Annotated in this window: 18 protein-coding genes and 1 pseudogene; 14 read left to right on the top strand and 5 right to left on the bottom strand. The window is 72.9% G+C overall.

What is annotated here, in order from left to right; translation table 11 throughout:
* Window positions 1-186 (top strand): annotated as a pseudogene (locus tag FHS22_RS07635) (succinate--CoA ligase subunit alpha); the annotation flags it as partial.
* 247 nt (window positions 187-433) lie between these two features.
* Complete coding sequence (locus FHS22_RS07630) at window positions 434-2,095, top strand: cell division protein PerM (protein WP_184939608.1); 1,662 nt, start codon at window positions 434-436, stop codon at window positions 2,093-2,095.
* Between the two features lie 64 nt (window positions 2,096-2,159).
* Here FHS22_RS07630 and pip read toward each other — a convergent pair whose 3' ends face one another.
* Entirely contained in the window at window positions 2,160-3,119 is a 960-nt protein-coding gene (gene pip, locus FHS22_RS07625; RefSeq protein ID WP_184939607.1) for a prolyl aminopeptidase, read from the bottom strand.
* 62 nt (window positions 3,120-3,181) lie between these two features.
* Between pip and FHS22_RS07620 the strand changes: the two genes are divergently transcribed.
* Window positions 3,182-3,721, top strand: a complete 540-nt coding sequence (locus FHS22_RS07620) for a MarR family winged helix-turn-helix transcriptional regulator (protein ID WP_221473318.1) — start codon at window positions 3,182-3,184, stop codon at window positions 3,719-3,721.
* On the opposite strand, the gene FHS22_RS07615 is transcribed toward FHS22_RS07620, so the two are convergent.
* Window positions 3,694-4,110: a hypothetical protein gene (locus tag FHS22_RS07615; protein ID WP_221473317.1), complete on the bottom strand. Its 417-nt coding sequence runs from the start codon at window positions 4,108-4,110 to the stop codon at window positions 3,694-3,696. The two genes, FHS22_RS07620 and FHS22_RS07615, sit on opposite strands and share 28 nt — an antisense overlap.
* Window positions 4,111-4,189: 79 nt before the next feature.
* Between FHS22_RS07615 and purN the strand changes: the two genes are divergently transcribed.
* The 4 genes from purN (at window position 4,190) to FHS22_RS07595 (ending at window position 7,950) form a co-directional block, all read left to right on the top strand.
* Window positions 4,190-4,837, top strand: a complete 648-nt coding sequence (gene purN / locus FHS22_RS07610; RefSeq protein ID WP_184939603.1) for a phosphoribosylglycinamide formyltransferase — start codon at window positions 4,190-4,192, stop codon at window positions 4,835-4,837.
* Between the two features lie 68 nt (window positions 4,838-4,905).
* Window positions 4,906-6,450, top strand: a complete 1,545-nt coding sequence (purH, locus tag FHS22_RS07605) for a bifunctional phosphoribosylaminoimidazolecarboxamide formyltransferase/IMP cyclohydrolase (RefSeq protein ID WP_184939602.1) — start codon at window positions 4,906-4,908, stop codon at window positions 6,448-6,450.
* Window positions 6,451-6,825: 375 nt separating this feature from the next.
* Window positions 6,826-6,999, top strand: a complete 174-nt coding sequence (locus FHS22_RS07600) for a hypothetical protein (protein WP_184939600.1) — start codon at window positions 6,826-6,828, stop codon at window positions 6,997-6,999.
* A 105-nt stretch (window positions 7,000-7,104) separates the two neighbouring features.
* Window positions 7,105-7,950, top strand: a complete 846-nt coding sequence (locus FHS22_RS07595; RefSeq protein WP_184939599.1) for a bifunctional methylenetetrahydrofolate dehydrogenase/methenyltetrahydrofolate cyclohydrolase — start codon at window positions 7,105-7,107, stop codon at window positions 7,948-7,950.
* Between the two features lie 106 nt (window positions 7,951-8,056).
* Here FHS22_RS07595 and FHS22_RS07590 read toward each other — a convergent pair whose 3' ends face one another.
* A complete protein-coding gene (locus FHS22_RS07590; RefSeq protein ID WP_184939597.1) occupies window positions 8,057-8,707 on the bottom strand; it encodes an FHA domain-containing protein in 651 nt (216 codons plus the stop codon).
* Window positions 8,708-8,888: 181 nt separating this feature from the next.
* Between FHS22_RS07590 and FHS22_RS07585 the strand changes: the two genes are divergently transcribed.
* The 3 genes from FHS22_RS07585 to FHS22_RS07575 all read left to right on the top strand — a co-directional run bounded on the left by FHS22_RS07585 (window position 8,889) and on the right by FHS22_RS07575 (window position 11,611).
* The gene (locus tag FHS22_RS07585; protein WP_184939596.1) at window positions 8,889-10,010 is read left to right on the top strand and encodes a citrate/2-methylcitrate synthase; all 1,122 of its coding nucleotides are present in this window, start codon (window positions 8,889-8,891) and stop codon (window positions 10,008-10,010) included.
* Between the two features lie 2 nt (window positions 10,011-10,012).
* Window positions 10,013-10,282, top strand: coding sequence for a DUF3017 domain-containing protein (locus tag FHS22_RS07580; RefSeq protein WP_184939594.1), 270 nt, complete (start codon window positions 10,013-10,015; stop codon window positions 10,280-10,282).
* A 114-nt stretch (window positions 10,283-10,396) separates the two neighbouring features.
* Entirely contained in the window at window positions 10,397-11,611 is a 1,215-nt protein-coding gene (locus tag FHS22_RS07575; protein WP_184939593.1) for an NADP-dependent isocitrate dehydrogenase, read from the top strand.
* Window positions 11,612-11,689: 78 nt separating this feature from the next.
* Here the strand turns inward: FHS22_RS07575 and FHS22_RS07570 are convergent, their stop codons facing one another.
* On the bottom strand, window positions 11,690-13,213 hold the full coding sequence (locus FHS22_RS07570) for a sigma factor-like helix-turn-helix DNA-binding protein (RefSeq protein WP_184939592.1): 1,524 nt from the start codon (window positions 13,211-13,213) through the stop codon (window positions 11,690-11,692).
* Between the two features lie 231 nt (window positions 13,214-13,444).
* On the opposite strand from FHS22_RS07570, the gene FHS22_RS07565 reads away from it, so the two are divergent.
* The gene (locus FHS22_RS07565; RefSeq protein WP_184939590.1) at window positions 13,445-15,598 is read left to right on the top strand and encodes a protein kinase domain-containing protein; all 2,154 of its coding nucleotides are present in this window, start codon (window positions 13,445-13,447) and stop codon (window positions 15,596-15,598) included.
* Here the strand turns inward: FHS22_RS07565 and FHS22_RS07560 are convergent.
* Window positions 15,585-16,100 carry a PadR family transcriptional regulator gene (locus FHS22_RS07560; RefSeq protein ID WP_184939589.1) on the bottom strand — a complete coding sequence of 172 codons (516 nt, stop codon included), beginning with the start codon at window positions 16,098-16,100 and terminating at the stop codon, window positions 15,585-15,587. The genes FHS22_RS07565 and FHS22_RS07560 overlap by 14 nt on opposite strands.
* A gap of 67 nt (window positions 16,101-16,167) precedes the next feature.
* Between FHS22_RS07560 and FHS22_RS07555 the strand changes: the two genes are divergently transcribed.
* The 3 genes from FHS22_RS07555 to FHS22_RS07545 all read left to right on the top strand — a co-directional run bounded on the left by FHS22_RS07555 (window position 16,168) and on the right by FHS22_RS07545 (window position 19,675).
* Window positions 16,168-17,616: an MDR family MFS transporter gene (locus FHS22_RS07555; protein ID WP_184939587.1), complete on the top strand. Its 1,449-nt coding sequence runs from the start codon at window positions 16,168-16,170 to the stop codon at window positions 17,614-17,616.
* Window positions 17,617-17,657: 41 nt separating this feature from the next.
* On the top strand, window positions 17,658-18,635 hold the full coding sequence (locus tag FHS22_RS07550) for a malate dehydrogenase (RefSeq protein WP_184939586.1): 978 nt from the start codon (window positions 17,658-17,660) through the stop codon (window positions 18,633-18,635).
* Between the two features lie 221 nt (window positions 18,636-18,856).
* A complete protein-coding gene (locus tag FHS22_RS07545; protein ID WP_184939585.1) occupies window positions 18,857-19,675 on the top strand; it encodes a DUF11 domain-containing protein in 819 nt (272 codons plus the stop codon).
* Window positions 19,676-19,769: the final 94 nt, after the last annotated feature.

Raw genomic sequence — 19,769 nt, 5'->3', positions numbered from 1 at the left:
GTGGCCTATGTGGCGGGGTTCACCGCGCCGGAGGGCAAGACCATGGGGCACGCGGGCGCGATCGTGTCGGGATCGGCCGGGACCGCGCAGGCCAAGAAGGAGGCGCTGGAGAAGGTCGGGGTGCGGGTCGGCAAGACCCCCAGCGAGACCGCCCGCCTCATGCGCGAGGTCATGAAGTCCCGCTAGGACGCCGGCGCTCCTGCTCGTCCGAGGCTCCGCCCGTCTCTCCGGAGGCGGGCGGAGCCTTCTCCCGTGGATCGCACCCGGGACGGAGAGGCGGTGCCGGCGCTCTCCTGACGCGGTGGTCCCGGCGCTCTCGACCGCCGGCGCACCCACCGGGAGCGCGGGCCGGCCCGCGCCCGCGGCCGTACGGCGCGACACGCGGGCGGATGAAGGCCCGTCCACACCCAAGATCCTGAGACCATCAGGTAGTGTGACGGCCCTTCTCGACCAGTTCCGGACGGCTCCGCGCAGCGTCCTGCGCCGCATCCCCCTGCCCGGCGTCACGGGTGACGACGACGACGCCCGCCGCCCGCTCCCGGTCTCCGGGATGCTCGCCGCGGTCTGGACGCTCGGCGCGGGCCTGGCGGTGCTCACCACGCTCACCCTGATCGGCTGGATCGCCGCGCCCCGGGACGCGCTCGGCCCCGGTCTGCCCGGGGTCTTCCGCACCGCGGCGCAGCTCTGGCTGGCGGCGCACCACGCGGGGTTCGCGATCCCCGGCGGCTCCGTCGGCCTGATCCCGCTGGGGCTCATGGTCCTGCCCGCCTTCCTGCTCTACCGTGCCGGGATCTGGATGGCCCGCGACGCGGACCTGCGGCTCCGGCTGCCCGCCCGGCTGCCCAAGAACAGCCCCAAGGACGAGGCCAACGCCCGCCGCCGCGCCCAGCTGTTCCTGATCGGGCAGGCGGGCGTCTCGCTGGCGGCGCCGTACGCGCTGCTGGCCGGGGGGATCGCGCTCGTCGCCCGCAACGAGATCACCCAGCCGTTCATCGGTGACGTGCTGGTCAGCCACCTGGCGCTGGCCTTCGTCGCCGGAGCGCTGGCCACCGTCCGGGCGATCGGGCCGTGGCGGGCGATGCTGCGCCTGCTGCCCGAGCGGGTGCGGTCGGTCGTGGTCGGTACGGCCGCCGCGACGGGGATCATGCTGGCGGCCGGGGCCGTCCTGGTGCTCGGCGCGCTCGTGGCGGGCTTCGGGCAGATCCGGGAGCTGACCGACGTCCTGTCGCCGGGCTTCGTCGGGGGCCTGCTGCTCCTGCTGGGGCAGGGGCTCTACCTGTTCAACGCGTTCATCTGGGGGATGTCCTACATCGCGGGTCCGGGATTCGCCGTCGGGACCGGCACGCTGATCGCCCCGACGGGCGTGCAACTGGGCGCCGTGCCCACCCTGCCGATCCTGGGCGCGCTGCCGGAGGCGGGGCCGACCCCGTCCTGGATCATGGCGGTGATCGCGGTGCCGTTCGTGGCCGGGGCGGTGGGGGGCGCGCTGCTGGTGAAGGTCGCCCCCTCTCCCTCCTACGAGGGCGCGCCGCTGTGGGGGTTCGTCTGCGGCGCCGCGACCGGCTGCGCGGCCGGACTGCTCGCGGCGCTGTCCGGAGGCGCGCTCGGCGGGGCCAGGCTCTCGGTGATGGGCCCGGCGGCGTGGGAGGTCATGCTCTCGGTGACGCTGGAGGTGGGCGTCGCGGCGGGGATCTCGGCGGGGCTGACCAACTGGTGGCTGATCTTCCGGGGTCAGAACACCGCCGTCACCCGGGCCGCCGCGAAGGTCGGCACGGCCACGGCTCCCGTCCGCAAGGCCGGCGCCAAGCTGGTCAGGGCCGCCGGATCGGTGGCGGGGAAGGCGGGACTCGCCGAGCAGGACCAGCCCCGCGCGCTGCCCGGCCACTGGCTGGACGCCGCCGAGTGCGACACCCAGCCGATCCCGGTCATCCGGGACGACTGGGAGGACGAGCACGCCGCGGCCCCGGCGGAGGGCCCGGCGAAGCTCCGGCGCCGCGAGCCGCCCCGCCCGCCCCGGCGCGACATCGTCGACGAGACCGACGACCGGGGCGGCCACGTGATCTACGTGGACCCCTACGCCTGGGACCGCGACTGACCCGCGCGCCGTACGGCGGGCACACCCCGCGCCGCCGTACGGCGGGCACGCCGGGAGCGGCGGCTCAGTTCCGGGCGAACCGGTCGAGCGCGCCGAGGATCTCCACGCGCATGGCGTCGCTGCCCGTGTGCCCGGAGTCCTCGACGATGACCAGTTCCGCGTCGGGCCAGGCGCGGGCCAGCTCCCAGGCGGTGCCGGCCGGCCCGCTCAGGTCGAGGCGGCCGTGGATCAGGACGGCCGGGATCCCGGCCAGCCGCCCCGCGTCGCGGAGCAGCGCGCCCTCCTCCAGCCAGACGCCGTGCGAGAAGTAGTGCGCGCAGATCCGGACGAGCGCCAGGAGGTCGTCCGGCGGGTTGTCGCTGTAGATGTTCTTCTTGCCGTTCGGCTCCATGGAGATCACCGCGTCCTCCCAGGCCGTCCAGTCGGCCGCGGCCCTGGCCCGCACCTCGGGATCGGGGTCCTCCATGAGCCGGGCGTAGGCCGCGAGCAGGTCGCCGTCGCGGTCGGTCTCGGGCACGCCGTCCCGGAACCGCTCCCACTCCTCCGGGAAGAACCGGCCGACGCCCCGGTAGAGCCAGTCGATCTCCGAGCGCCGGCTCATGGTGACGCTGGGGATGACGATCTCCGAGACCCGCTCGGGATGGCGCTCGGCGTAGGCGAGGATCAGCGTGGAGCCCCACGAGCCGCCGAACAGCAGCCAGCGGTCGATGCCGAGGTGCTCGCGCAGGCGCTCCATGTCGGCGATCAGGTGACCGGTGGTGTTGAGGCCCATGTCCGCCGCGGGGTCGCTCGCGTGCGGCGTGCTCCGCCCGCAGTTGCGCTGGTCGAACAGGACGACCCGGTAGCGCCCGGGGTCGAAGTAGCGCCGGTGGCCGGGGGAGCAGCTCCCTCCCGGCCCGCCGTGGACGACGAGGGCGGGCTTGCCGTCCGGGTCGCCGCAGACCTCCCAGTAGACGAGGTTGCCGTCGTCGGTGTCGAGCATGCCGTGGTCGTAGGGCTCGATCGGGGGATAGAGGTCGGGCACGGGACGGCTCCTTCCGGAAAAATGTAACAGGGCTATTATATTAGCCCTGTTACATTGTGGGCATGGATCACCTCATGTCCGGCCCCGGAATCCTCGGAACACGCCTGCGCCACCTGCTCGACCTGCTGGACGCGGATATCGCGGCCGTCTACGCCGACCTCGGCCTGGAGGGGTTCCGCCCCCGGTTCACCGTCGTCGTCCGGGCGCTGGCCGCCTGCGGGCCGAGCTCCATCCGGGACCTGGCGCGGGCGATCGGGGTGACCCACTCCGCGGCCAGCCAGACGGTGGCGCAGATGGGCAGGGCGGGCCTGGTCGCCGTCGCGCCGGGCGAGGACGCGCGCCGCAGGATCGTCCGCCTCACCCCGGAGGCCGAGGCGCTCGTGCCGGTGCTGGAGGCGGAGTGGGCGGCCACCGCCGCCGCGGCGGCCGAACTGGAGGCGGAGCTGTCGTTCCCCCTGAGCCGGCTGGTCGACGAGGTGCTCGACGCCCTGGCCAGGCGTCCGATGCGGGAGCGGATCACCGCGGCGGCGCCGGACCTCGGCGCCGGGACCCGGCCGCCGGGGCGGGGAGGGCGTCAGGGCGGGAAGGGGAACTGCAGCTGACCGGGCTCGACGGCGGGGAACCGCTTCTCCACGGCCCGCTCCAGCCGGTCCACGCACTCGTCCTGCGCGGCGACGGTGCCGGCGCCGATCTTGCATTCGGCGTAGGCGGCGAGCTCCTCGCTGAGGTAGAGCTGGAGCGCGAGCACCGCGATCGAGATCAGGAGCGCCACCGAGGAGATGACGATGCCCGCGACGGCCGTGCCCACGGGTCTGGACACGGACCGGAGCGCGGGGATCGCGCGGACCGAGACGACGAGTGCGAAGACCGCCACGAACAGTCCCGCCAGCGGGAGCATGAACGTCAGCACGATCGCCGCGAACGCCAGCCAGAGCGCCCGTCGTCCCGCCTTCTCGGTGGGCTTCAGCTGGACGGGTGTCGTCACCTGCATGACCTCCTTGCGTCACGTGAACCGGTAGGCCGATACCCTTGCAGCGGCGTTGAAGTCCTCGTCGGAATGGAGTGCGTCGGTGTCATCCCAGGCCGCTCGGCTTGTGGTTCTCGTTTCCGGCTCTGGAACAAACCTACAGGCCCTGCTCGACGCGGTGGCAGACGAGGGCTACGGCGCCCGGATCGTGGCGGTGGGCGCGGACCGCGACGGCATCGAAGGGCTGGACCGCGCGGAGCGCGCCGGAGTGCCGACCTTCGTCGAGCGGATCCCCGACCACCCGACGCGCGAGGCGTGGGACCTGGCGCTCGCGGCCAGGATCGCCGAGTACAAGCCGGACCTGGTCGTCTGCGCGGGGTTCATGAAGATCCTCGGCGCGCCGACGCTGTCCGCCTTCCCCGTGCTCAACACCCACCCCGCGCTGCTGCCCTCCTTCCCCGGGGCGCACGGGGTCCGCGACGCCCTCGCGTACGGCGTGCGCGTCACCGGCTGCACCGTGATGCTCGCCGACGCCGGGGTCGACACCGGGCCGATCGTCGCCCAGGAGACCGTCCGCGTCTACGACGGCGACGACGAGCACGCCCTGCACGAGCGCATCAAGAGCGTCGAGCGCGGGCTGCTCGTGGAGACCGTCGGCCGGATGGCCCGCGAGGGCTGGGCGGTGACCGGCCGGACCGTCCGCGTCGGGCGCTCCTCCGGGCCGGGCGCCCCGCGATCCCGAACGATCTGAACCGCTGGAACGACCCGGCAGACGAGCCGGGCGGCCCGGACAACCGGAAGCAACAGGAGGACCTGGAAGTGACCCGCATCGCCATCCGGCGCGCGTTGATCGCGGTGTACGACAAGAGCGGGCTGGAGGAGCTGGCACGCGGGCTCGACGCCGCGGGCGTGGAGATCGTCTCCACCGGCGGCACGGCTGCGAGGATCGCCTCCTTCGGCGTCCCGGTGACCCCGGTCGAGGCGCTGACGGGCTTCCCCGAGTGCCTCGACGGCCGGGTGAAGACCCTGCACCCGCGCGTGCACGCCGGTCTGCTGGCCGACAGCGGCAACCCCGCCCACGTGGCGCAGCTCGAGGAGCTGGAGATCGACCCGTTCCAGCTGGTCGTGGTCAACCTCTACCCGTTCCAGGAGACGGTCGCCTCCGGCGCGTCCGACGCCGAGTGCGTGGAGCAGATCGACATCGGCGGCCCGGCGATGATCCGCGCCGCGGCCAAGAACCACGGCACCGCCGCGGTCGTGGTGAACCCCGAGGCCTACGGGGACGTGCTGGCCGCGGTCGCCGCGGGCGGCTTCACCTTCACCGAGCGCCGCCGCCTGGCCGCCGCCGCCTACGCCCACACCGCCGCCTACGACACCGCCGTGGCCTCCTGGTTCGCGAACGTGTACGCGGCCGAGGGCGACGCCTGGCCGTCGTTCATGGGCGCCTCCTGGGAGCTGGCCTCGCCGCTGCGCTACGGCGAGAACCCGCACCAGCGCGCCGCCCTCTACAGCGCGGGCGCCGGCGGGCTGGCCGGGGCCGAGCAGCTGCACGGCAAGGAGATGTCCTACAACAACTACCTCGACGCCGACGCCGCCTGGCGGGCCGCGTGGGACTTCGCCGAGCCCGCCGTCGCGATCATCAAGCACCAGAACCCGTGCGGCATCGCGGTCGGCGCCGACGTCGCCGAGGCCCACCGCAAGGCCCACGCGTGCGACCCGGTCTCCGCCTACGGCGGGGTCATCGCGGTCAACGGCGAGGTCACCGGGGAGCTGGCCCGGCAGATCGCCGAGGTGTTCACCGAGGTCGTGGTGGCCACCGGTTTCAGCGACGAGGCGCTGGCCGTACTGACCGGGAAGAAGAACATCCGGCTGCTGTCCTGCCCGCAGGGCCCGGCCAACCCGGCCGAGTTCCGCCGGATCGACGGCGGCCTGCTGGTGCAGACGGCCGACCGGGTGGACGCCCCCGGCGACGCCCCCGCGACCTGGGAGCTCAAGGCGGGCCCCGCGGCGTCGGAGGAGGTCCTCGCGGACCTGGCCTTCGCCTGGAAGGCGTGCCGCTCGGTGAAGTCCAACGCGATCCTGCTGGCCTCCGGCGGGGCGAGCGTCGGCGTCGGCATGGGGCAGGTCAACCGGGTCGACTCGGCCCAGCTCGCGGTCTCCCGGGCGGGTGAGCGCGCGGCCGGGTCGGTGGCGGCCTCCGACGCGTTCTTCCCGTTCGCCGACGGCCTCAAGATCCTCGTCGACGCGGGTGTGAAGGCGGTCGTGGAGCCCGGCGGCTCGATCAGGGACGACGAGGTGATCGCCGCGGCCGAGGCGGCCGGGATCACCCTGTACTTCACCGGCACCCGGCACTTCTTCCACTGAGGCGCGTCCCGCGGATCCTCCGCCGGTGACCGCCCGGCCCGCAGCCCCGGTCCGGAGACCGGGGCTGCGGGCTTTCCCGCCGCGGTGCCCCTGAGGGGTGGTGCTGCGGCCGGGGGAGGTGGCGCCGCGGGGGATGCGCGGTCCGGCGCTCGGCGGCGCCGCATGCGGCGGCTTGATTTCCTCCGGGTGTTTTCCCGGAAGCCCTACGGTGGGCGGCCGGGCCGCCGATACTGCTGGTGTCGCTCCCGCAGTCACCGGCGGTCGCCGAGGCGGGTGACAAGAGAGTGGCTAAATGAGCAGGTTGTTCCGGCTTGTGTGGGTTTTGCCCATGGTTAGCCTGGAGCGTTCTTTCCCACGGCCCGCTGGAGACCTCCCATGCCCATGCTTGACTTCGTCCTGCCCGCCCTTCTGATGATCGGCGGCCTCTGGCAGAGCCCGATCGCCCTGGTGATCCTCGCGCTCGGCTCCGCCTACATGGGCGCGAAGGTCGTGGAGTTCATCCCCTTCACCCGCAGGATCATCGAGCAGCGGGAGGCCGAGCGCGGCTGACCCGTGCGAGGCGGTCTCCGGCGGCCCCGGGCGGGCGGCGGGCGGCCGCCTCGTGCCGGGTGGCGGGCGACGGGGCGCGGATGATCTCGTGAGAAAGTTGGGTCCATGAGCGCGCAGATTCTGGACGGCAAGGCCACCGCGGCGAAGATCAAGGCAGACCTCGCGGCGCGGGTGACCGCGTTGAAGGAGCGGGGGATCACCCCCGGGCTCGGCACGGTCCTCGTGGGCGACGACCCGGGCAGCCAGATCTACGTCGCGGGCAAGCACCGCGACTGCGCCGAGGTCGGCATCGCCTCCATCCGCAGGGACCTGCCCGCCAACGCCACCCAGGCCGAGCTTGAAGAGGTCATCGACGAGCTCAACGCCTCCGACGAGTGCACCGGCTACATCGTGCAGCTCCCGCTCCCGCGGCATCTCGACACCCAGGCGGTCCTGGAGCGCATCGACCCGGCCAAGGACGCCGACGGCCTGCACCCGGTCAACCTCGGGCGGCTGGTCCACATGGTCGACGCGCCGCTGCCCTGCACCCCGCACGGGATCGTCCTGCTCCTGCAGGAGTACGGCGTGCCGACCAAGGGCGCGGAGGTCGCCGTGGTCGGCCGCGGCATCACCGTGGGCCGCTCGCTCGGCCTGCTGCTCACCCGGCGTTCGGAGAACGCCACCGTGACCCTCTGCCACACCGGCACCCAGGACCTGGCGGCCCACACCCGACGCGCCGACATCGTCGTCGCCGCCGCGGGGGTGCCGCACCTGATCACCGCGGACATGGTGAAGCCCGGCGCGGCCGTGCTCGACGTCGGCGTCTCCCGGGTCGACGGGAAGATCGCCGGTGACGTCGCCCCGGACGTCAGGGACGTCGCCGGTTTCGTCGCGCCCAACCCCGGCGGGGTCGGGCCGATGACCCGCGCCCTGCTGCTCGCCAACGTGGTCGAGGCCGCCGAGAAGGCGTGAGCCGCCGCACGGGCACGTTCCGGGCGGTCCGGCGCGCACGCCGGACCCGTCCGGCGTGCGCGGCACGGTGCGGATCCGGGACGCCCGGCGGCCCCTGCGACGCGGGTCAGGACGCCCGGCGGCCCGCGGTGGTCGTCGGCTGCGACTCCGGGGCGCCGGTCGCGCGCTGCGGCGGCACCACCGGGGTGGGCCTGACCAGCCCCAGGGCGACGACCTCGTTGGCCAGCCTGGTGCGCCGGTTGGTGCCCTCCGGGATCCGGAACTTCTGGTAGAGGCGGAGCAGGTGCTGCTTGACCGCCGCCTCCGTCACCACCAGGTCGTCGGCGATCTCCCGCGCGGTGGCCGGGGCGACGAACGCCTCGTCCGACAGCGCCGGCCGGCACAGCGAGGTCAGCACGTCGACCTCGCGCCTGGTCAGCTCCGGGGCCGCGGCGCGTCGGAGCTCGACCTCCGGGGCGAAGTCCTCGCGGGGGACCCCGCCGATCCTGCCTCGCGCGGCTCCGAAGGAGACGACGTCGCCGTCGTCGAGCACCCTCCGGGCGATCGGCCTGCCGTTCACCCGCGTGCCGTTGCGGGACAGGCCCAGGTCAACGACGTACAGGTAGGGTCCGCGCCGGACGAATTCCGCGTGCAGCCGGGACACACTCGGGTCGGTGAGCCGGATGTCGACTCCCCGGCCCCGCCCGATGGTTGTGATCTCGGGGCGCAGCGGGACCACCTCGCCGGTGTCCTCGATGCGTATGAACGGCCCCTCCACGGCAGTTCCTCCCCAGGTAGCCCGCCGTAACTATTACTACAGCTCCGGCTTACCCAAACGAGGGGATGGGGAATCGCCTTTGCCAGAAGCAGAATCCTTCGTGAAATTGGTCTGGACCTCTCGCCAGGGTTTCCCCTGCTCACGGGTAGACTTCGAGCGAAGATAAGCGGAGGAAATACTCATGGCGGACAAACCCACCAAGGGCCTCGCCGATGTCGTAGCCGCGTCGACAGCGCTCAGTGACATCGACGGCAAGGCCGGTCGCCTCTTCTACCGTGGATACGACATCCACGACCTGGCCGGCCGCACCACCTTCGAAGAGACCGCCCACCTGCTGCAGTGCGGCCGTCTCCCGAACCGGGACCAGCTCGCCGCCTACGGGGCGGAACTGGTCGGCGGGCGCGCCCTCGGCGCCCTGGTCGAGGCCAACATCCCCGAGATCGCAGAGAAGCAGGCCCCCATGGAGGCGCTGCGCACGCTGGTCTCCCTGGCCGGGGCCGACGACCCGGACAAGGACGCAGGCAGCCCCGAGGCCAACCTGCGCAAGGCCGCCCGGCTCACCGCGCAGCAGCCCATCCTCGTGGCCCGCTACCACGCGGCCAGGACCGGCGCCGCGATCCCCGAACCCGATCCGGGACTGAGCATCGCGGCCAACTTCCTGCTGCAGATCACCGGCCGCGCCGCGGACCCCCGCGCGGTGGAGATCTTCGACGCCTGCCTGGTCCTGCACGCCGACCACACGATGAACGCCTCGACGTTCGCCGCCCGCGTCTGCGCCGCGACCCTGTCGGACATGCACTCGGCCGTCGTCGCCGCGATCGGCACCCTCAAGGGCCCGCTGCACGGCGGCGCCAACGAGCAGGTCATGCGGACCCTGGAGTCGCTCGACCCGGGCTCGGTCGCGCAGGCCGTACGCGACAGGCTCGCCGCAGGTGAGAAGATCATGGGCTTCGGGCACCGCGTCTACAAGACCGAGGACCCGCGCGCCACGCACCTGCGCCGGATGTCGCAGGAGCTCGCGGAGGCCTCCGGAGACGACACCTACTACCGGATGTCTAAGGAGATGGAGGAGGTCGTCTTCGAGACGAAGGGCCTCTACCCCAACGTGGACTTCTACGCCGCAACGGTCTACCACTACCTCGGCGTCCCGACCGACCTGTTCACTCCGGTCTTCTCGGTCAGCCGCATGTCAGGATGGACCGCACACGTCATCGAGCAGCACGCCGACAACCGGCTGATCCGCCCGGACAGCGAGTACATCGGCGAGCGCGACCAGAAGTGGAAGCCGATCGACGAGCGGTGAACATGAGCAGAACCGACGATCGCTGGGGACCGTACCCGCTGGTGCTTGCGGGTGCGGTCCTCGCCGTGGCCTACGCCGCCCTGGCCGATCCCGAGTGGGGCGGGTTCGCGCTCGGCGCGGTCATCGCGCTGGGCGCCGCGCTGCGGCTGGCCGGGGGCGGGCGGCTGGCCGTGCGGAAGAAGGCGACCGACGCCGCCACCCTCGCAGTCCTCGGCATCGCGCTGATGGGAGGCTCCCTCGTGCTGGAGTACCCGTCGCTCATGCCGTTATAAGTCGGATGACCGGGTGGCCCGCAGGGTGCGGGCGCCCGTCCGATAGCCTCGACGGCCAGTGAGCCTCAAAAGGACTGTCTGGCCAGTTGTTCGTTCAGAAGGGGAACCACACGCATGCCCAAGATCAAGGTAGAGGGTCCCGTCGTCGAGCTCGACGGCGACGAGATGACCCGGATCATCTGGCAGTTCATCAAGGACCAGCTGATCCTTCCCTACCTCGACGTCGACCTGAAGTACTACGACCTCGGGATGGAGCACCGCGACGCCACCGACGACCAGGTGACGATCGACGCCGCCAACGCCATCAAGCAGTACGGCGTCGGCGTCAAGTGCGCCACCATCACCCCGGACGAGGCGCGGGTCGAGGAGTTCGGCCTCAAGAAGATGTGGAAGTCCCCGAACGGGACCATCCGCAACATCCTCGGCGGCGTCATCTTCCGCGAGCCGATCATCATGTCCAACGTGCCGCGGCTCGTGCCCGGCTGGACCCAGCCGATCGTCGTCGGCCGCCACGCCTTCGGCGACCAGTACCGCGCCACCGACCTGAAGGTCCCGGGCGAGGGCACGCTGACCCTGACCTTCACGCCGAAGGACGGCTCCGAGCCGATCGAGCTCGACGTCTACGACTTCCCGGGCTCCGGCGTCGCCCTGGCGATGTACAACCTGGACGAGTCCATCCGCGACTTCGCCCGCGCCTCCATGCGGTACGGCCTGGCCCGCAACTACCCGGTCTACCTGTCGACGAAGAACACGATCCTGAAGGCCTACGACGGCCGCTTCAAGGACATCTTCGCCGAGGTCTACGAGACCGAGTTCAAGAAGGACTTCGAGGCCGCCGGCATCTCCTACGAGCACCGCCTGATCGACGACATGGTCGCCGCGGCGCTCAAGTGGGAGGGCGGCTACGTCTGGGCCTGCAAGAACTACGACGGCGACGTGCAGTCCGACACCGTCGCGCAGGGCTTCGGCTCGCTCGGCCTGATGACCTCGGTCCTGATGACCCCCGACGGCCGCACCGTCGAGGCCGAGGCCGCGCACGGCACCGTGACCCGCCACTACCGCCAGCACCAGCAGGGCAAGCCCACCTCCACCAACCCGATCGCCTCGATCTTCGCGTGGACCCGGGGCCTGCAGCACCGCGGCAAGCTCGACAACACCCCCGCGGTGATCGACTTCGCCGAGAAGCTGGAGCAGGTCTGCGTCGAGACCGTCGAGGGCGGCCAGATGACCAAGGACCTCGCCCTGCTCGTCGGCGGCGACGCCGAGTGGCTGACCACCCAGGACTTCCTGGCGGCCCTGGACGAGAACCTCAAGAAGAAGATGGCCTGACCCGCCTGACTCCCCGCCGCGCCCGGAGGCCGCCCCACGAGGGCGGCCTCCGTCGTTTCCCCGGCCCCGGCGCGGGGACTACGGGGCCGTGCCGATGACGGCGCGGTCCTCGGCGGGGATGCCGGGCAGGCGGCGGGCCCGGCCGGTGGTCGCGTCGACCCGGTAGAAGCCCAGGATGTCCTTGCTGGCCCGGCCGGTCAGCTCGACGACGACCTCGCGGGCGTTCAGCCAGCCGACGGCCTCGCCCGTGACGGGCTCTCCCAGCGGAGGCAGGGGCACGCGCTTGACGACCCGCCGCGACGCGGCGTCCACGATGTGGAGGGTGTCGCCGTGGGGCGCTCCCGGTACGGCGGCGGCGTGCCTGCCGGTGGGGGAGCCCACCCAGACGGGGTACTCCTCGTCGAGCCGGGGAGCGGCCTTCTCGGCGGGGGTCAGCTCCCCGGAGGGCACCGGGGCCGCCGACCCGGTGGCGAAGTCGGTCCGCAGCCGTCCGGAGGCCAGGTTCACGGTGAAGTGGCGTCCGTCCGCGGAGACGGCGACGGAGGGGCCGTGCGCGATGTCGGCGGGGGTGAGCGCGGGGGACAGGTACCGCTTCGTCCCGGTGGGCAGGTCGTGGGCGACGTACCGGCGCTCCGCCGCGCTGAGGTAGGCGATGCGCCGGCCGTCGCGGCTGACGGCGGGGCTGAGCTCCCGGTACCCGTCCATCTCGTGGCCCAGGTTCTGGACGGCGTCGGGGAGGCTCACCGCGGCCTCGCAGAGGCCCGGCTCGCAGTCGACCTTGAGCAGGTCGGGATGCTGCCCCGGGTTGTGGTCGGACATCAGCCCCAGCGTCCAGCCCGAGCAGAGGATCTTGCCGGTCAGGGGCGGTTCGGGGTCGTCGCCGGGGCACTTGGCGGGAACCGCGTAGCGGATCACGAAGGGCGTGGGGGGCATCTTCCACGGCCCGGGGGCCGCGGCGGGCTGCGGGGAGGGGGAGGCGGAGCCCGTGGCCGCGGGGGTCCGGGGGGCCTTCTCCCCGGCGGCGAGGGCGGAGGTCCACACCTGGCCCTGCGGGGTCAGGGCGACGATGAAGCCGGCCGCCAGGACGAGGGCGGCCGCCGTCAGCAGGAACCTGCGCCGGGTACGGCGGCGCAGCGCCTTCAGCGAGCGGGCGGACAGGTCGGGCACGGAGGCCTCGCCCGCCTGGGTGGCGAACCTGTTGGTCAGCCGTCTGCGGTCGCCCTTGGTGAGCGTGTCCAGCGCCTCGGCGACCTCCGCCTCCACGGTCTCCTCGGAGAGGCCGAGGATGTCGGCGAGCTCGGCGGGGGTCCTGCCGTTGTGGAGGCAGGCGACGACGATGAGGCGGCGGCGGGGCGGGAGCCGTACCAGGGCGGTGGGCCCGGCGGCGGTGGGCCGGCGCAGGAAGCCGTGGTAGAGCGCGATCCGGGCGTGCTCGCCGGGGCTCTCCCAGGCGGCGGGGGGCCAGGTCAGGCCGACGGTGCGGACGGCCTGCAGCACGAGGCGGATGGCCTGCTCGTGGCTGCCGGTCAGGAGCAGGGCGGTGCCCACGAGGGAACGCTGGTCGCGCTGGACGAACTCGCGAAAACCGACATATCGCCGCATGGGGGCCTTGCTCCGCTTGGTAGGGGATCCCAACGGTAGCGATCCAAGCAGGTGTAGCGCCAAATTGGGGTGATTGTCAGCAATTGGAGCCATTGGTGTGCCGTGTGTGACTCCTGAGGCTCACGGTGCCCGGGAGGTCCCGGAGGGAGCAACAGGGTCACGTCGAGGTAACACGTGAGGATGGGGGACCGGCTGGCCGTAAAGTTTGGCTCATCGGGGATTGACGAGAGCGTGGGGACGAAGATGCCGCAGATCGAGCCGCTGGGAGCGGGAGAGCCGCGCCGGCTGGGGCCGTTCCGCGTTGTCGGGCGGATCGGCGAGGGTGGGCAGGGCATCGTCTACCTCGGCACGGACGAGGCCGGGGAGCGGGTGGCGATCAAGCTCCTGCACGTGAAGTTCTCCGGCGACGCGACCGCCAGGTCCCGGTTCGCCCGGGAGGCGCGCGCGGCCCAGCGGGTCGCCTCGTTCTGCACGGCGGGCGTCGTGCACGTCGACCTCGAAGGCGACACCCCCTACATCGCCAGCGAGTACATCGAGGGGAAGTCCCTGAGGGAGACCGTCGACACCGGCGGCCCGCTCCGGGGCGGCGCGCTGCAGCGGCTGGCGGTCGGCACGGCCACCGCGCTCACCGCGATCCACCACGCCTCGATCGTGCACCGCGACCTCAAACCGGACAACGTGCTCATGGCCGCCGACGGGCCCCGGGTGGTCGACTTCGGCATCGCGCGCATCATCGACTCCACCGGAACGATCACCAGCCGGGCCATCGGCACCCCCGCCTACATGGCGCCGGAGCAGATCTCCGGCGACGACGTGGGGCCGTACACCGACGTGTTCGCCTGGGGCGCGACCATCGCGTTCGCCGCGACCGGGCAGATGTCCTTCGCCGGCGACTCGATCGCGGTGGTGCTCAACCGCATCCTCAACCACGAGGTCGACGTCAGCTCCCTGCCGGAGCCGCTGCGGAGCGTGGTCCGCTCGGCGCTGGCCAAGTCCCCCGCCGCGCGGCCCTCCGCCGACCAGATCCTGCTCCGGCTGCTCGGCCACCCGGAGACCGCGGGAGCCTCGCCCGCGGTGCTCACCCAGGGAGCGCAGGTCGCCAGCCCCGAGCCGGGCGAGGAGACCAGCGTCATGCGGTTCCCCCAGCACACCGGCACCTCCCTCCCGCTTCCCGGTCCCCGCGACCCGCACCCGGGCTCCCGCGACCCCCGCGGCGCCTCCGTCCCCGCCGCGGGCCCCTTCGCCGGGGTCTCGGGCCCGCCGCTCCCCTCCACGGGCGTCCAGGCGCAGCACCCCCTCCACCAGGACGGGCCCCCGGGGCCCGCGCAGGGCGACTCCCGCCGGGAGCGCACCGCACCGCTCCCGCACGACCGGCCCGCCGCCTCGCACGAGTTCCCCGCCTACGGCGCCGCGCCCGCGGAGGTCCGGCCGCCGAGCTGGCAGGAGACCCGCCCCGCCCCGTTCGACGCCCCCGCCGGACCGCCGGGGCGCGCGCGCCGGGGCCGCTGGATCGCCGCGGCCGTGGCCGTGCTCCTGCTCGGGGGCGCCGGGGCCGTCTACGCCACCGGCTGGCGGCCGTCGTTCCTCGGCGGCCCCGGCACGACCTCCGGGCCGACCGGCGGGCCCACGTCGGCGCTGTCCGTCTCGGTCGTGGACAGGGCGGCCGAGACGAAGAAGCTCACCGTCGGGATGCGCGACTTCCTGCCGGGCATCGCGCTGCGGAGCAACGGCGAGTGGAGCGGGTTCGAGGTGGACCTCGTCAAGGAGATCGCCAAGGCGCTGGGGGTGCCCGAGAGCGGTGTCACCATCCGGGCCACCAGCAGGGAGGAGCGGCCCAGGCTGCTGGCCGCCGGCGACCTCGACCTGGTCGTCTCGACCTACTCGATCAACGACGAGGACGACGTCACCTTCGCCGGGCCGTACTACCTCGCCCACGTCGACGTGCTCGTCAAGGACGGCTCACCGATCACGACCGCGGCCGGCCTGGAGGGCGGGCGGCTCTGCCAGCCGGCCGGGAGCGCCTCGGTCGCCGCGGTGCAGAAGGCGGTGGAGGAGCTCACGCTCGTCCCCGTGCAGACCTACACCGAGTGCATGAACCTGCTGACGGCCGGGGAGGTGGACGCGGTTCCCGGTGACGACCTGCTGCTGGCCGGGTTCGCCGACCGGGAGAGCATCCGCTACAAGGTGGTCGGGCTGAAGCTCACCGACGAGCGCTACGCGGTGGCGATGAAGAAGGGCGACGAGCGCGGCTGCAAGGCGATCCAGGCCGCGATCGTGGACCTCTACCGGCGGGGTGTGATCGAGGACCTGCTCGACGAGCACTTCTCCGACGTCGACTTCGCCACCCGCGAGAACGAGCTCCCCGCCATGGCTAGCTGCGGATAGACCGCTCGATCTCCTCGGCGGTCTCCTCGGCCCAGTCGCGGAACATCCGCGTCTGGCGCATGCCCAGCTCCAGGGCGTACCTGCCGAAGCCCTTCCCGTCCTGGGCCCTCCGGATCGCCTCCATGCCGTCGAGCTTGGCGTCGCAGCTCAGCACCGCCTCGCGGAGCACGGCCACGGCGTCCTCCGGCTCCAGGGTGGGCAGCAGGAAGGCGCGCAGCGCCAGCTCGTCGCGGATCGACCGGGACGACTCCCCGGCCAGCAGCCACTCGCGCAGCAGCCGGGAGCCCTCCTCGGTGATGGCGTAGGTCTTCCGCCCGCGCGGGCCCTCCTCCTCGATGACCACCAGGCCGCCGTCGGCCATCTTGGCGAGCTCCGGATAGATCTGGCTGTGCCGGGCCTGCCAGGCGTGGTTGATGGACCGCTCGAAGAGCTTCGTGAGGTCGTAGCCGCTCGACGGGCCGGACACGGTCAGCAGCCCGAGGAGCGCCATGCGAAGGGACATGCCCCCATCCTAGTTATCGATTGACATGTAAAAGTCGACACGTCAACATCAACATGTGCATACCGACATGTTGAAACCTCCTGTTGCGGAGACCCGCCCGAAGAACGGGCTGCTCCTGCTCGCCGTGCTCGGCGGGATGTTCCTGGCCATGCTCGACCAGACGATCGTCGGCACCGCCCTGCCCCGGATCGTCGCCGAGCTCGGCGGCGCCGACCTCTACACCTGGGTCGTCACCGCCTACCTGCTGACCTCCACGATCACCGTCCCCCTGTACGGCAGGCTCTCCGACACCTACGGCCGCAAGCCGCTGCTCCTCGTCGGCATCGCCCTGTTCCTGGCCGGCTCCGCGCTCTGCGGCATCGCGCAGGACATGACCCAGCTCATCGCCTTCCGCGGCGTCCAGGGCCTCGGGGCGGGCGCCCTGCTCCCGCTCTCGCTGGCCCTGGTCGTCGACCTGTTCCCGCCGGAGCGCAGCGGCCGGGTGCAGGGCGCGTTCGGCGCGGTGATGGCGCTGAGCTACATCGCCGGGCCGTTCCTCGGCGGAGTGTTCACCGACACCGCGAGCTGGCGCTGGGCCTTCCTGGTCAACCTCCCCGTCGGCCTGGTCGTCGTCGCGGTCGTCGTGGCGCGGCTGCCGTACGCCCCCGGGCAGGGCCGCGGCACCCGGCCCGACTACCTCGGCATCGCCGTGTTCACCGCGGCGATCAGCGCACTGCTGGTCGGGCTCACCGAGAAGGGGCTGGACGGCCACTCGTGGACCAGCGGCCCGGTGCTGTGGCCCATCGCGGGCGCCGCCGTGCTGCTGGTGGCGTTCGTCCTGGTCGAACGGCGCGCGGCGGAGCCGATCGTCCCGCTGGAGCTGTTCCGCAACCGGACCTACGCCCTGGCCAGTGCGGCCTCGTTCCTCACCGCGGCCTGCCTCTACGCCGGGGTGGTCTTCCTGCCCCGCTACTTCCAGGAGGCCATGGGCCTCAGCGCCACCGACTCCGGTCTGCGCATCTACCCGCTCATGCTCGGCATGGTCGCCGGCAGCATGGTCACCGGGGCGCTCATCGGCAAGACCGGGCGCTACAAGCCGTGGCTGGTCGCGGGGGCCTTCCTGATCATGGTGGGCGCGTTCCTCTGCTCCGGGATCACCACGCAGACCCCGGGCGTCGCCCTGGCGGGATGGATGGCGCTGCTCGGCCTGGGCATGGGCCCGATGCTCTCCGGTCTCACCGTGGCCATCCAGTACTCGGTGCCGCCCCGGTTCATCGGTACGGCCAGCGCGAACCTGACCTTCTTCCGGCAGATCGGCGGCTCGGTCACCCTGGCCTTGGCGGGGACCCTCTACGCCTCGGTCGTCGCCGAGCGGGCCCCGCTGCACGGCCCGGAGTCCGCGCACGCCGCCGCGACGGCCACCGTCGTGCCCTGGCTCGCCGTCACCGGCGCCGTCCTCGCCCTGGGCGCGCTGCTCGCCATGCCCGGGAGGCGGATCGGGGCACTCGGCGCAGGGCCGGGGGGGAACGGGGAGTAACATCCGACCGTCAGAATTCATCCTTCGAGTGGGGGAAGGTCATGGCCCAGACTCCCGTAAAGGTCACCGTCACCGGCGCCGCCGGTCAGATCGGCTACGCGCTGCTGTTCCGCATCGCGTCGGGCCAGTTGCTGGGCGCAGACGTCCCGGTCAAGCTGAGCCTGCTGGAGATCCCGCAGGCGGTCAAGGCAGCCGAGGGCACCGCGATGGAGCTCGACGACTGCGCGTTCCCGCTGCTGAGCGGCATCGAGATCACCGACGACCCGAACACGGCGTTCGACGGCGCCAGCGTCGCGCTGCTGGTGGGCGCCATGCCGCGCAAGGCGGGCATGGAGCGCGGTGACCTGCTGGAGGCCAACGGCGGCATCTTCGGCCCGCAGGGCAAGGCCATCAACGACAACGCGGCCGACGACATCCGCGTGCTCGTCGTGGGCAACCCGGCCAACACCAACGCGCTCATCGCCCAGCAGCACGCCCCGGACGTCCCGGCCGAGCGCTTCACCGCGATGACCCGCCTGGACCACAACCGCGCGCTCTCCCAGCTCGCCGCCAAGCTCCAGGTCCCGGTCACCGAGATCAAGAAGATGACCATCTGGGGCAACCACTCCGCCACGCAGTACCCCGACCTGTTCCACGCGGAGGTCGGCGGCAAGATCGCCGCCGAGCAGGTGGACGAGGCCTGGCTGCGCGACACCTTCATCCCGACCGTGGCCAAGCGCGGCGCCGCGATCATCGAGGCCCGGGGCGCGTCCTCGGCCGCCTCCGCCGCCAACGCCGCGATCGACCACGTCTACGACTGGGTCAACGGCACCGAGTGGACCTCGGCCGCCATCCCGTCCGACGGCTCGTACGGCGTGCCCGAGGGCATCATCTCCTCCTTCCCCGTGGCCTCGCGCGACGGAAAGTGGGAGATCATCCAGGGCCTGGAGATCGACGCCTTCTCCCGTGAGCGCATCGACGCCTCGGTGCGCGAGCTGACGGAGGAGCGCGACGCCGTCCGCCAGCTCGGCCTGATCTGAGCCCGGCCTGATCTGAGCCCGGCCTGATCCGGGCCGGGTCCGGCCTGCGCGCACCGGCCTGGCAGGCAGGAGGAGGAGGGCCCCGGGAGTCCCGGGGCCCTCCTCCCGTGTCCGGCGGGCTCCGCGCGCCCGCACGGCGGCCGGCGCGCGGCGTGTCGGTCGGCCGGGAGGAACCGGTCTCCGCGTTCAATTGACCACTGATGGTCGGGGGATCGGTGGTCATGAGGCATGGTGCGGCGCGGGCCGCCGCGGTGGTGGTCGCTCTCGCTCTCGCCGTGGGGCCGGGAGCGGCGCGGGCGCAGACCCGCGGGCCGGACCCGGGCGGAGCGGACCTGTCCGTGCTGATGGGGGTCTCGCCGGCCCGCGCGCAGCCGGGGCAGCCGCTGGTCTACCGGGTGAGGGTGCGCAACGCCGGTCCCGGCGAGGCGGTGCTCCCGGTGCTCACGGTCCGGCTGCCGGCGGGGGTGGACGTCCTCCACGCCGACGTGGCCGAGTGCCTGCCGGGCCGGGACGCGCGCGAGGTGGTCTGCTCCGCGGGCGCCGACATCCCGGCGGGGAGCAGCGGCGAGGTGCGGATCACCGGTCTGGTCCGCCCCGGCGCGCGGGGGCCGCTCCAGGCGAGTGCCACGATCTTCTCCGAGGTGGTGGACGGGAGACCGGCGAACGACTCGGCGCGGGTGCTGACCCCGGTGGACGAGGGCGCCGACCTGGCGATCCGGCTGACCGGCCGCTCCCGGCCGGACCGCACCGTCAGGGTGGGCGCGGTGGTCCGCAACCGGGGCCCGCGGGCCGTCCGCGACGCGCTGGTCGTCTTCCGGGCGGCCGGGGCGCGCTTCCTGTCGGCCCGTGGCGCGCGCTGCCGCCCCCGCTCCGGCTACGTCGGCTGCGCGCTGCCCGCCGTCGGCTCCGGCGGGCGGGCCCGGATCGGCCTCGTCTTCCGCCCGCGCGGCCGTACGGTGAACGCCGAGGTCAGCGTCTTCTCCGCGGGCGTGGGCGACCGCCGCCCGCGCAACAACACGGCCCGGACGACGGTGCGCTGACCTCTCCCGCGCGGAGGAGGACGCGGCCCGCGGGGACCGGGGGCCGCCGGGCGTCCGCGCGGCCGTGCCCCGGGTTCAGGGGTCCCCGGATTCC

It is taken from the genome of Thiemannella venezuelensis, assembly GCF_014203605.1.
Lineage (GTDB): Bacteria > Actinomycetota > Actinomycetes > Streptosporangiales > Streptosporangiaceae > Planomonospora_A > Planomonospora_A venezuelensis.
The sequence above is the reverse complement of the archived record's forward strand: the minus strand, read 5'-3'. Positions and strand labels throughout refer to the sequence as shown.